The sequence below is a fragment of the Samsonia erythrinae genome, assembly GCF_004342665.1.
GTDB classification, from domain to species: Bacteria; Pseudomonadota; Gammaproteobacteria; order Enterobacterales; family Enterobacteriaceae; genus Samsonia; species Samsonia erythrinae.
This window is the reverse complement of the sequence record NZ_SMBY01000002.1, coordinates 165,231-177,658: the sequence shown is the minus strand read 5'-3', so window position 1 is coordinate 177,658 and position 12,428 is coordinate 165,231. Positions and strand designations below refer to the sequence as shown.

Sequence of the window (12,428 nt, the reverse complement as noted above, 5' to 3'; positions counted from 1 at the left end):
GGAATGAACCGCCCCTCTGATTCAAGCACGCACGTTATATTGGATGATGAAGAGAATAAATATATTCCTTAATCTAATAAGTCATAAATAATTGGTACGACCGTACCTTTAATTAACTAATTAAACCGGATAAGCGTAGCGCCCTGTTTTATACAAAAAAAGACGCCATCAGAGAAATATAAATAGTAATATTAATGCAACATAAAAATATTCAACCGTAATAACAAAAAGTAAAATACTTTTTTCCTATCGCCACAAACAAACAAGTAATTCATTGTTCTTATGAAAATCAAGTGAAACAAAACCTTCATACAAAACTTAACAACCTTAAGAATAGTCTCAATAAACGCCATATTTAAACAAACGGCAGAACTAAATTAAATAACGCTGAACCTAATTAAGTGAATGCTAAAAAAGAATGGTTCCTCCTTCCCGCTCATTGAGCGGGAAATATCACTGTGGTTTCTAAAAAGAGAGAATTTAATTTGACAACATTAAAACCCCTGTTAGCCAAAAATCGCAGTTGGGCCACGTTACGTCGCCAACGTCATCCGCAATACTTCAGGAAACACACGCAGGGACAGCAGCCGCATTCGCTGTGGATTGGCTGTTCAGATAGCCGCGTACCTGCCGAAGTATTAACCGGCTCCAGCCCCGGCGAGCTTTTTGTTCACCGCAACATCGCGAATATGGTGGTCGCAGACGACGATAACTTCATGAGCGTTCTGCAATATGCGCTCGAATACCTGCGTGTGTCCCGCATCGTGCTCTGCGGCCACTACGGCTGCGGCGGCGTTCAGGCCGCGGTGAATCTGCCCGCCACGGGACTCAGTCATGAGGATTCAGCCCTTTCCCGCCGCATCACGGCGCTGCGCCAGTCGCTTTCGCCGCACATCGCCGCCGCACAAAATAGCGAGGCCGATGAAAACACGCGCCAGAACCAACTGGTGGAGGCCAACGTGCTGGCGCAGTTCGCCCACCTGATCGCCTGTGAACCGGTGCAGAAAGCCTGGCGCGATGGCATCGAGCTTGATGTTTTCGGCTGTGTCTATGACCTGCACACCGGTCACCTGAAAGAACTCATCCACCATCACGCACGCGTACAGGAGACGTCCCCATGAACCTGAGTACACTCCGACACGATATCCCTGCGGGGCTTGTCGTCTTCCTTGTTGCCCTGCCGCTGAGCCTTGGCATCGCGCAGGCCAGCGGTCTCCCTCCTTTTGTCGGCCTGTTGACCGGCGTCGTTGGCGGCATTGTCGTCACCCTATTCAGCCCATCTCGTTATGCCGTCAGCGGCCCCGCCGCCGGGCTGGTCACTATCGTCTCCGGCGCCATCGCCAGTCTGGGATCGTTCTCGGCCTTGCTATTGGCGATCATGCTCGCGGGGGTGCTGCAATGCATTCTTGGCCTGCTGCGCGCCGGGCGCTTTATCACACTCATTCCCGGCACCGTGATTAAAGGCATGCTGTCCGCCATTGGTATTCTACTGATTATCCAGCAAATCCCACTCGCTTTCGGTTCCGACGGCGAGGACGACCTGAAATCGCTCTTTGACGCCTCCGAGCCGGAATTTTCCCCCAGCGCGTTGATCGTTTGTCTGGTCGGGCTGGCGATCCTCTGGCTCTGGACCACGAAACCGGTGCAGAAAATCAACGCGCTTAGCTGGCTTCCCGGTCCGCTGGTCGCGGTTCTCTTCGGCGGATTATTTACCGTTTACGGCGATCGCCTGTCTACCGAGATGGTCAATAATCTGCCGCGCATTGTTCTGCCCGAATTTGGCAGTCTGGAACAGCTCATGGGAGAGATGACGCGTCCTGACTGGCAGGCGTGGAAGAACCCGGCGGTGTATGTCGTTGCCGTCACACTGGCGCTGGTGGCCAGCCTGGAAACCTTGCTGAGTCAGGAAGCCCTGAAGAAAATTCGTCCACAGCACCCCGCCCCCTCGCCGGACAAAGAGATGCGCGCGCAGGGCATCGGCAATCTGGTGAGCGGCTTTCTGGGTGGGCTGCCGATTACTGCCGTTATCGTCCGCAGCTCCGTCAACGTTAACGCCGGCGCGCGCACGAAATTATCCACCCTGCTGCATGGCGTGCTGCTCCTCCTGTGCGGCTTATTCATGGCCGACTTGCTGAACGTGATTCCACTCGCCAGTCTGGCCGCCGTACTGCTGTATACCGGCTATAAACTGGCCTCGCCGCAACAATTTCTGCTGCTGTGGCGGCAAGGCGCACAACAGTTCGTGCCTTTCGCCGCCACCGTCATCGGCATCATTGTTTTTGGTATGCTGGCGGGCATCGGGATAGGTATCGCCACCCAGTTGGCTTTCAGCCTCTCTAAAAGCCACCGCAACGCAATGCAACTGACGCGCTATAGCGACCATTTTGTGCTCAGCTTCCAGCAAAATCTGACGTTTGTACACAATCCGCGTCTGCAAGGGCTGCTCAATAAGATCCCCGCCAATAGCGTCGTCATTGTGGAGCACGACAACGCAGACTACATCGACCCGGATGTACGCTCGGTACTGAACGATTTTCGCGAAAATGCCGAAGCGCGCGGCATCAAACTCAACCAGTGGCCGGTTTGATACGCGAATCAACGTGAATGACGGCGACGCCCTTCGCAGGGCGTTGCCTATTTAACGCGTGTTAAACACCGTTGCCGACGCGCATCGACCCGCTGGGCAAACCAGGCCGTGGTCAACTTACGGGTGATTTTCGGGCTTTCCAGCGCGATCCCCGGCAGAATGGCGCGCGGCGCTTTCGCCCCCGGCCTATCCGCCAGCGCAAAGACGCGCTCATACAGTCTGGTATCTTCAAAATCGAGGCTGTTGCCCTTTTCCAGCGCGCGACGAATCGCGCTGTCGCTCATCTTTAACCGTTTCCCTAACGTGCGTACCGCCAGCTCCGTGGCGCCGGTTTTGTCCGTACTGTAATTGATTAAATCGCCATCCAGCGCCAGTTTTATCCCCGTCAGACGACTCACGGCGCGCTGGAACGCCGCATTTCGGCTGGCGTACCATCCGGCGTTGAAATCCGCAAATCGATAGATCGACTGCGGATAATTCGCCGGATAGCCCAACAGGTGCTTGATGCCAAAATACATCCCCCCACGGCGGCTAAAGACTTCCTGCCGGATCGTACCGTCCACGGTATACGGATAGCCTTTGGCATAGGTTTCGGCAAATTTAATGCTTACCTGCATCGGCCCGCCGGTATGTACCGGGTTCAACCGACCAAACAGCGTCTGCCCCATCGGCACCATATCGATAAAATCATCAAAGATCGCGCTGAGCTCTTTTTCCGTGCGTACCTTATCAAGCCGTTCGCTGTAGCTTTTGCCGTTAGGGGATTTAATGAGCAGCGCGGTACGAACCAGAAACGCCGGAACATGCACCTGTTCCGCGCGGCGATCGATCTCCTGCCAGGCGATTTTCGACAGATTCGGCACCTGCGGATCGGCATTAAACGTCGATTCCTGCTCGGTGACGGCCAGCACCGAGCACAGGTTTTCATTACTGGGATCAAGCCCCTGTGTGATAAACGCCGTCGCGATATCATTCGCCCAGCCCTGACGATCTTTTACGTTGTCAGGCAATAACTTGAGTAACTGAGCGCGAACATCTTCAGGCCGCGATTCCGGTGTCGGCGCGGTTTTACTGGCACACCCCACCAGCATCAGCACAGCCAGAGCGCACAAGGGACGAAACAAGGAGGTATAAGTACGAGGCATAGTTTCTCGGCATCATAATAAGAAAGCTGTCAGCACGTTAGCGCAGCCCGCAACAATTATCCAGCCAAAGGCAAGCGCATGCATTTTATACGCTGACCTGGCATAGTTAGCGCATTCACTAACCGAATGCGCTAACGGACGGATGAAACTCGCATGGCAGCCACTAACCATTGGACGCGGGATCAACTCCTGATCGCCTTTACCCTGTACAGTCAGCTGCCGTTTGGCAGGCTGCACTCGCGTAATCCTGACATCATTCGCTATGCGGCGTTGATTAACCGCACGCCGTCCGCACTGGCGATGAAGTTGGTTAACCTCGCCAGCCTCGACCCGTTTATTATCGACTCCGGTCGCACCGGCCTGCGCGGCGCATCCAACGCCGATCGCGCGTTGTGGCAGGAGATGGACAGCAACCCTGAGTTATTTGAGCAGCAGTGCCAGCAAGCGATGCTATCGCTAGAAACGGGAGCAGTGGAAACGCCAGCAGCCCCCTATCCGGTCTGTGCCAATGAGAGCGACATCCCGGATTATCACGGTGGTGAACGCCTCACCCAGGTGAAAACGCGCATCGGCCAGCAGCTATTCCGCAAACGCGTGCTCAGTAACTACGGCGAACGCTGCTGCGTGACCGGTCTCGAAGAGCCCGCGCTGCTCGTCGCCAGCCACATTCGCCCGTGGAAAACGGCGGCGGAACACCGCCTTAACCCCAGCAACGGCCTTTGCCTCTCCAACCTGCATGACAAAGCCTTTGATATGGGGCTCATCAGCTTTAACGACTCGCTGGAAATGCTGCTTTCTCCGCGCATTAAAAAACTGAAAAGCGCCATCAGCGAGGTCAACTTCGCCCAATATGAAGGCCGGCAAATTCGCCTGCCAGACGCCTACCCGCCCGACCTGTCACAGATGGCGTATCATCGTCAGCATATTTTTTTGGGTCGGGAGTAGGAAGACAAGGGGATCAGTCAGACAAAAACAGAAACCCAACGACGACGACCAGGTGCATAAGTATCTGGCTCGCTTTGAGCTGAGTTGGGAGGGATTGAAAGGGAAATAAATTTGTCGTGGTATTCGATCAGGGTATAAATTTGCCATAAATTTATACCCTGATTTACTGGTTAAGCTATAATCACCACAGTGCCTCCTTAGCAACCGAGAAGATGGAACTATCGCCATCACCCAATAGCGGGAACCTATCGCCTTTAACATTAACCAGTTGTTTTAATAAAGGAAAATGACATGACGGCAACAATATCTCAGAAGCTGGCTCGTGAGAGGCTCGGCAATCCCGAACTGTTCCAAGGCGGTGTTTATGTCACGAAAAATGGTTCTGCGGAGCTCTTCGTGCAGACGGCGGCAGAACGGGAAGCTGAATTGCGAGAGAGAGAAAGGGAAAGACAATCTAACGCGCTTTTGAAGCTGGTGATGACGGCCAAAAAAGAAATTAAAAACGGTCAGGGAATGTCCGCAGAGGAAGCCCTACAAAAATTACGTGAAGCGAGAACGTAATATAAGGAGTCGATGTGGCCAGTTCTTACACTATTAAAGTCGCCCCTGCGGCGGTCTGGTCTTTGCAGGATGCTGAGTCTTATAAATCTCACTATATTGGTATTAAACAAGCTGCTACGTGGTCTGAATCGTTGTTCTTATCATCCATACAGGCCATTTCCCAAGATCCTACACGCTACAGGCACAATGCAATGTTATCCGATAAGGGAATCGCGTTCCGTGAACGTCTCTCAGTAGAAGATGACTTTCGCTGTTTGTATGATGTTGATGAAGAAAATGGCGTCATAGAGATCCTGCTTTTCGTCAGCATGAAACAGGACCTTGAGAAAATGCTTTATCGTTATCATGTATTGAGCTGATTGATGCCGTAGATAGCACCGCTACTAAGCGGGTTCAGTTTGCGAATACCATGCCTTGGTAGGGATTTTCCCGACAGGCAGCTAGCCGCTGTTGGAGATCCCCAACGTGAACTTCCAGCTTGTGGCCGTCAGGATCCAGAAAATAAAACGAATCGCCTTCGCTGCGGTTCGTCTTCCATACGGAAATATTTTCCGCCATAAGCCGAGTGCAGAATGGTAAGAAATCAGCCTGTTCGATGCTAAACGCATAGTGCGTATAGTCACTGTCTTCTTTCGACAAACGCTGGCGAGCTGGATCCAATGAAAGACACAACCACAGATCACCACACGTCAGATAAGCTCCACTTTCCCAGCGTGCGTGTAGCGTCATCTGCAAAAGATTTTGATAAAAATCCAGACTTGCCGCCAGATCGGTTACCGCGAACGTCAGATGATTAAGACCTTTAAGCATAAGAGACCTTATGGAATGCGAGAAATTTTGTAAAAATTACCAATACCTTTACACTGAATACTGTTCCAATAACATTCGAACAATCAACGTATTCATCATACGAGTTTGTATAAAAATCTTTAACAAGGAAGTGTTCACATGGCTACTGAAGTAACGGAACAACATTCCGAAATTATTATCACAATCAAAAAACTCTTACCTCCAGTACTAAAATCATCGTTGACAGTCACCATCTGTTCTATTTCAGTCATCTGGTTTTATCTTTCATCGATGGGACGACTGGATGTTTTCGGTGAAACGATTGGATTTAATACACTACTGGGAATTGTTTTTGGATTCACTCTGGTCGCATTCTCCATATTTTGCACCTTGATATTTATATCTTCACTCATGCTAGTATTAGTTGTAACAGGTTACGAGAACAGCATAGTACCTTACTCAAAATTGAAAAATAACCTTAGTAGAATAGTTTTAGTAAACAGTTTGTCCTTTGGTCCTATCATAATTATTTTATCCTTTCTCTACGATGATGTAGGAAAAAATGGACTTTACTTTTTCCTCATCGGAATTATGCTGATCGCAGTGATTTCATACTTGGCATCCTATTTTATTTTTCATCGTTCAAAAGATAATCGTAATGGAAAAACCAATCTCAATAGTCGGTTTTTTCTGAATGTAATGCTCCCACTCGCCCTGGCCGTTCCATCACTTACACAGATCATCCCTTTATCGCTCCTACTCCCTAAAATGAGTTTTCAAGCTCAAGATGGCGAAATGGTGCAATGCATTTCAGCCATTATAATTTTCATTATTTTTGCGATCATATCTTTTTTCCCCGGTGCATTTTTTATTAGTGGTTACAGAAAAGGAAACATGCAACGCAGTACAATAATAACTGTTGTTACTGTGCCTTTATGCATACTGGTATTGTCTTCCTTTATTCCTGTTATACCAATAATGGTGACCAATGCCGCGATGAACCTTTCAGGGATTGCCGATTGGCGAGCGCACCATTACACAATTAAAAACGATGTCTATCCACACAGTATGTTTTCTGGAAAACTGTGGGGAACACATTATTACGCTGATATCCCCGATCGGTTCTTTATTGTAGGAATAGCAATGTTTTCCTTTGGTGATATAAAGTTAATATGTCCTACATCGATCAAACTAGCTCATGAAAAAAACATGCAGTTCGATCCTAAAAATAGTAAAGAGAACCAGAAAAAAAGCGAAACCTTCAAATCTGCCGCAATGCAATGTTTCCCTATCGATAAGAAAGATATCAAACAGTGGGATAGTCCATTAAGCGATCCTATTTTTTATGAAAAAGTGCGCTTAACAACACCTCACTCTCCTACTGATATCTTTCAGTATTTGAAAAAAAATTAGAAACAGAATAAAAAATCAATTGGCCACACCTCTTCCTCATTTCAGGGGAAACACGGGGGGGGAGGTTCCCGCGGGGGGCCTCCCCCTGTGGTCGCTCCGTGTATCGCGGTCTACTCGCATCAGCCTTTCCGACCATTTCTGCGAACTTCATTCCAAAACGCGTTGTAACTCTACTGTAAATCCATCCACCCTATTTCACGTTTTCCGTCGTTGGAATAGAGTCTCCGTGCTGCGGCAACATCCGCAACCGGGCTTGGAACCCCGAACTCTCAAGACTGAAAAACGCTTAGTTTTTTCAGGGGCTGCGTGCACACTCTTTATGGTGACGCAGGCAGGGCAACCGCAAGGTTGACCGGTCTTCTTGACAGCCGGGGTTCCAATCCTGTCTGTGTCACCCCCCAAGTTTGGAACCTTGTGTGGTGGCGGACTTAATTATCTCAAGGAAAAAATGACCATGATGGACACTCACGCCACACCCGCAGACAGCACCATTACCATTTTCCGCGATCTGATCGCCAGCCTGCCTTTCGCGCAGTTAGATGATATTCAGCTCTGCGACCTCGGCGCGATTGCCTCCGAATCGGTCGAAGGCCTATGCTACGGCCTGCATTACCTCGGCGACACGCTGCAAAATGACGTTGAACTGCCGTAAGAAAGCCTCAGCCAGCTCGGCGCGTACTCCAACACCACCGCGCACCTGATTCCGGCGCTGCTGGAATGTGCGAACAGGCGTAGCGCCATATGCGCACAGTAACGCCAGTGAGTAGTGCGTCTCTTATTACACAGTAAAAACAATTTATTAGGTCAAATAGAGGATAGCATTTTCCCTCGAACTTGCTCTCAATAAGGGAAGGGAACAGGCTAGGTATTTATCCTCAACTGAACGAAAAAAGAGCCGAATCGGTGATGCAGACCCGCTGAAAACAAAAAAGGGGCTAATGTCATTCATACATTAGCGCCTTTCAGTAGGAAAAAATTACTTAAGATCGATAGTCAGTTCAGGCGCACCGAAACTCACCACGGTAGCTTTAGACGCTGCGAAGTATTGCCGCCAGAAGACTTCAAGCTGCTGCATGATCTTGCCGGATCGATAGCTATTTTTCGAATCCGTATCGATCAGCCCCGCTCCTGCGATATACACATTCGCACCAGCGAAATCTGCCACCAGATTTTGCTTCTCGGCACGTGCCATCTCTTTTTCCGGCGCTAACAAACGAATACGGTTATTGCTGTAAAAGCTGCCAAATTCGCTATTTTCCAGCATATCGGACACCAGCAGAATTGTTTTACTGGTAGAAGAGGTCTCTTTCAGATCATCACCAATGCGCTTGAGACTATCCATAATCTCGCTTTTGGCGATGTTATCCCCGCGTTCAGCGAAACTTTCTGCCATTTTCTTCCCGATGTTTTGCGCAAAAAACTGCCTTTGCTGCACAAGACACCCATCCAATGATTTCAGGCTGTCCATCCCTAAGCTGTTGCGTACCTTCTGATCGGTAAACGGCATTTCCAGCTTGCCGTCAAATACGCGCTTCATGTAGTTATCCTGCAATAGCGCCGAAAACTGATACATCACAACATGATCGCCAGGCTGCACGTAACGAACCACTTGATTCCAGACCGATTTTTTCAGATCAATAGGCACCTTGACCGTCTGGTCGACAATCACCACCAGTTCCCGACCGCTGTCAGCCGGGCGATGTTGATCCAGTTTGGCAAAGCTATAGCAACTAGGGATATCGTTACGCTCTGCGGCCTGCGACACACAGGCTGCCCCCAGTAGCAGCAGCGAGAGTAGCATCCTCATACGTTCTCCTTCGGACGCGCCTTATTCAGTAACGCCTGCACGCGCTGACGTTTCTTCAAGGACTCCAACGACAGCCCCTGATCGTCAGCAATCAACTGTAGTTCTTCCTCGCTGAACAACGTCAAATCACCCAGTTCATGGATACGTTGTTTCTCATCATCGCTCTCCGACGTATTGACTGCTGCCGCAGTGACCGGCTGAGCAGGTTCAATGACCGTTGCTGTCGGTACGTGTGCCGCAGGCTGGCTAACCACCTCAGCAGGTACAGACTCAACGTGCTGAACCGCAACAGGTTGAGCAACAGGCGCGGGCTGTACCGGTTCGTTTTTCGTTTGTAAATGCGCAGTCAACTCTGCGTTTGAGCGTGCTTTATCACGCAGCTTGCCACTAATGTAATCATCAAACGTCGGTAGCGTGGTAAGCGGTTCACTCTGGCTATTGGTGCGCTTCATCATCAAACGATTTTGCAACGCGGTTAGCTTTTCTTGCCCATCGCGTTCCACACGCTCACGCCGCATCGCATGCCACGATGCAAACTCCTCAGAGCCGCTGAAGTTGCCGATATATTTCGCCGCTGCTTTGGACTCGATACCCGCAAATGAACGATAAATGCCAATCAAAATGCCTATCAGCTGTACGCCAACAAAAATGACGGACAGGATAATGAACGTCAGCTTGGAAGCAAATACGCGGTTGTCCACGATCTCTTGTGACGCCTGCATATCCGCTTTGGCATTGTCCGCTACCGCACCCGATGGCAGGTCAAACGGTGAAGCATCACTCGTTTGCACAACCTGTGAGAACGGCGAGCCGTTTACCGCCTGCGTATCCATAGCATTGATGGTCGCAGCACGTACCAGATAAGCGCCGACGGAGAAGAAAATGATCAGCGCCAATGCCACCGCCGTTGCCCAATACTGTGGCTTAACGTGTACATTGTGAGTTACGCGGTTCAACATCTGGATGTAGTTTGGTTCGTTGTCATCCAGACGAGTATTTTCCAGCGAGATTTCGTGGTTCTTACTCAACCCTTTCGCAGAGCCGCTGTGGCGCGCTTCCGAATACCAGTAGCGGATCTTCTTCAGCAACGTATTCTTATGCAGCTCGGCGCCCATCAGGTGGGTTGCGGGCACCAGTACCACGCCGATCAAGACAGAGATCACAACCGCCGAGAATTCAGCCTGGTTGGCGGAGATGTTATTGGCGATAAACGGCGACAGTACCAGCGCGAAGATAAACGCTTCCAGCAAAACCAACACCACGCTGCAACACCACAAAATCACCCCCGTTGGCTTACGTCCACGTTCATCCACCTTGTTCAGGTAGTTAACGCAGCGCAGGTAAAAATCCGCGTCCAGATTAGAGGTTTTATAGTACTGCCAATATTTGGCGCAGATCGCCTCTTCCGCCGGATACCATGCCAGCCCTCCGGTGCCATTGCGGCGTGGTTCGTTCGCACGTGACAGACGGGAAACATGGCCGATAAGCGGCAAGCCGCTCATGAGATTAAGGAAAAAATAGCTGACCTGATCCCACCAACGGATAAAAATCAGAACCAGCGCCATCAATGCCAATAACGGCCAGAAAATATAGCGGTAAAGCGAAATCGCCTCGGCGATGCTTTGAAATAATTCCATTATCAATACCTTCTAAATTAACTACGCACCGGGGTGTAGCTCGCGATGTATTCTTTACTGTGGTTGTTGTAAAACAGCTGACCTTGCTGCGCCTTACCGGCATTTTTCGGCACTAACAGATCTATGCAGGACAGCGCCTGTTGTGCCTCATTTTGCAGGTAAACCCGATACAAAATGCTGTCTTCGCCTTCCCAAGCATTCGCCACCGCATTTAATGGCGCATCTTCTTTGCGGTTACTTTTGGACTGGTAATCGCGCGTGACATAAACCTTAGGGTTTTCCACTACCGTGGCGCTATCACTCAGCACCTTCACCGGTGAGAGCGTCACCAAGTGGTTATTCACCAGCCCTGCCCAGGCGCGCCCGTTCATGCCCGGCAAATACTCACGGGTTTCATGGGTGTCTAATACCTTTCCGCTGGCCAGATTTTTAGCTTGCCCGCTGACGCGCACATTATCCGCCGCACAGCTTTTTAGCATGCTGCTGGCATTCGCTTCTGGAATCAGGCTAAACCCGCTGCTGCGCGGTTTGAGGCTCGCCGCCAAAACCGGTATGGAGGAATTGACTGGCTGCCCGCCAAAATCAACAAAGTTCTTGCTATTGGCTGGCTCGGCGGCTTTCTTCGTCGCTAGCGCGACTGACGGCTTCGTTTCTGTTGCTGACGTTACTGCCGCAGTCTGCGTTTCTGCTTTACGCGCGGAATCAGCTTTACGATTTGAAGATGATGGAGAAGGTTTCGCCTTGCGGCTTGATGTAGAGGAAGAACGCGCTGTCGACGTAGTCTGCTCAGCCGTGCCATAACGCAGATAAGCAAGGTTACTGCCTTCCTGTTCAAGACGCTGTTTTAACAGGGCTTCATTTGCCAGCCCTACAATTTCGACCCGCCGGTTGGCAGTCCGGCCTGTTACCGTGGCGTTATCGGCTACCGGACGAGCAGAGCCCGCGCCCTGAAAATACAATTTTTTCGCGTTCAGACCGGACTGCTCAAGTACCCGGCCGACATTCTGTGCGCGCTGTTCTGAAAGGCGCTGATTCCATTCTGCGCTCCCGGTGGCATCGGTATGTCCGACGACCAGAATCACACCACTCTGATCCCCCTCCTTCATCGCGACGGCTATTTTCCTGACCTGCCGTAAACCGTCGGCGGAAAGCCGCGCGCTATTGACATCGAACATGCCGCTGTCTTCAACCTGCGCCACCAGCCCGACGGTTTCAGTGCCGCTTTTCTCCTGAGACTTCAGCGAACGCGTGGTAATCGCGATATTTTCTTCCTGCGCAATTTTTGCCAGCGCTTCCTCTCGGTTCTGCCAGACATTCCCCAACGCACAGCCCGCAGCACCGCCTAACAGTCCGCCCGCGACGGCTTTTTTGGCATCGCCGGTAACCAGATAGGTAATTCCACCGCCTAACGCCGCCCCGCCAATACAGCCGATCGCCGTGCCATAGTTGCGGCCCGCTTCATGAAACGTCGCACAGCTCGTCGTCAGCGTCACAATGGCTGTCAGCAGGCTAATTCTTCTGACCTGATAATGCTTCACTTCGTA

General features: G+C 50.7%; 11 protein-coding genes and 1 pseudogene. 7 read left to right on the top strand and 5 right to left on the bottom strand.

The window, feature by feature from the left end; translation table 11 throughout:
- Window positions 1-485: 485 nt before the first annotated feature.
- Both EDC54_RS05200 and EDC54_RS05195 read left to right on the top strand, forming a co-directional pair.
- On the top strand, window positions 486-1,121 hold the full coding sequence (locus tag EDC54_RS05200) for a carbonic anhydrase (RefSeq protein WP_132453968.1): 636 nt from the start codon (window positions 486-488) through the stop codon (window positions 1,119-1,121).
- Entirely contained in the window at window positions 1,118-2,587 is a 1,470-nt protein-coding gene (locus EDC54_RS05195) for a SulP family inorganic anion transporter (RefSeq protein WP_132453966.1), read from the top strand. Before EDC54_RS05200 ends, EDC54_RS05195 begins: the two co-directional genes overlap by 4 nt.
- A gap of 47 nt (window positions 2,588-2,634) precedes the next feature.
- Here the strand turns inward: EDC54_RS05195 and EDC54_RS05190 are convergent, their stop codons facing one another.
- Window positions 2,635-3,732, bottom strand: a complete 1,098-nt coding sequence (locus EDC54_RS05190) for a DUF1615 domain-containing protein (protein WP_132453964.1) — start codon at window positions 3,730-3,732, stop codon at window positions 2,635-2,637.
- 153 nt (window positions 3,733-3,885) lie between these two features.
- Here EDC54_RS05190 and EDC54_RS05185 point away from each other — a divergent pair, with 153 nt between their 5' ends.
- The 3 genes from EDC54_RS05185 (at window position 3,886) to EDC54_RS05170 (ending at window position 5,597) form a co-directional block, all read left to right on the top strand.
- Window positions 3,886-4,677, top strand: a complete 792-nt coding sequence (locus EDC54_RS05185; protein WP_132453962.1) for an HNH endonuclease — start codon at window positions 3,886-3,888, stop codon at window positions 4,675-4,677.
- Between the two features lie 291 nt (window positions 4,678-4,968).
- Window positions 4,969-5,238 carry a hypothetical protein gene (locus EDC54_RS05175; protein WP_132453958.1) on the top strand — a complete coding sequence of 90 codons (270 nt, stop codon included), beginning with the start codon at window positions 4,969-4,971 and terminating at the stop codon, window positions 5,236-5,238.
- A 14-nt stretch (window positions 5,239-5,252) separates the two neighbouring features.
- Window positions 5,253-5,597 (top strand): type II toxin-antitoxin system RelE/ParE family toxin, encoded by a 345-nt coding sequence (locus tag EDC54_RS05170; protein ID WP_132453956.1) that lies wholly within the window; start codon window positions 5,253-5,255, stop codon window positions 5,595-5,597.
- A gap of 34 nt (window positions 5,598-5,631) precedes the next feature.
- Here the strand turns inward: EDC54_RS05170 and fos are convergent, their stop codons facing one another.
- On the bottom strand, window positions 5,632-6,048 hold the full coding sequence (gene fos, locus EDC54_RS05165) for a fosfomycin resistance glutathione transferase (protein WP_132453954.1): 417 nt from the start codon (window positions 6,046-6,048) through the stop codon (window positions 5,632-5,634).
- A 138-nt stretch (window positions 6,049-6,186) separates the two neighbouring features.
- Here fos and EDC54_RS05160 point away from each other — a divergent pair, with 138 nt between their 5' ends.
- Entirely contained in the window at window positions 6,187-7,440 is a 1,254-nt protein-coding gene (locus EDC54_RS05160; protein WP_132453952.1) for a hypothetical protein, read from the top strand.
- 454 nt (window positions 7,441-7,894) lie between these two features.
- A pseudogene (locus tag EDC54_RS05155) lies at window positions 7,895-8,175 on the top strand (hypothetical protein).
- Between the two features lie 241 nt (window positions 8,176-8,416).
- Here EDC54_RS05155 and EDC54_RS05150 read toward each other — a convergent pair.
- The 3 genes from EDC54_RS05150 to EDC54_RS05140 are packed head-to-tail and all read right to left on the bottom strand — an operon-like array spanning window position 8,417 to window position 12,422.
- Window positions 8,417-9,247 carry a hypothetical protein gene (locus EDC54_RS05150; protein ID WP_132453950.1) on the bottom strand — a complete coding sequence of 277 codons (831 nt, stop codon included), beginning with the start codon at window positions 9,245-9,247 and terminating at the stop codon, window positions 8,417-8,419.
- On the bottom strand, window positions 9,244-10,884 hold the full coding sequence (locus tag EDC54_RS05145; protein WP_132453948.1) for a hypothetical protein: 1,641 nt from the start codon (window positions 10,882-10,884) through the stop codon (window positions 9,244-9,246). The genes EDC54_RS05150 and EDC54_RS05145 overlap by 4 nt, the downstream gene beginning before the upstream one ends.
- A 17-nt stretch (window positions 10,885-10,901) precedes the next feature.
- Window positions 10,902-12,422: an OmpA family protein gene (locus tag EDC54_RS05140; protein ID WP_132453946.1), complete on the bottom strand. Its 1,521-nt coding sequence runs from the start codon at window positions 12,420-12,422 to the stop codon at window positions 10,902-10,904.
- Window positions 12,423-12,428 lie beyond the last annotated feature (6 nt).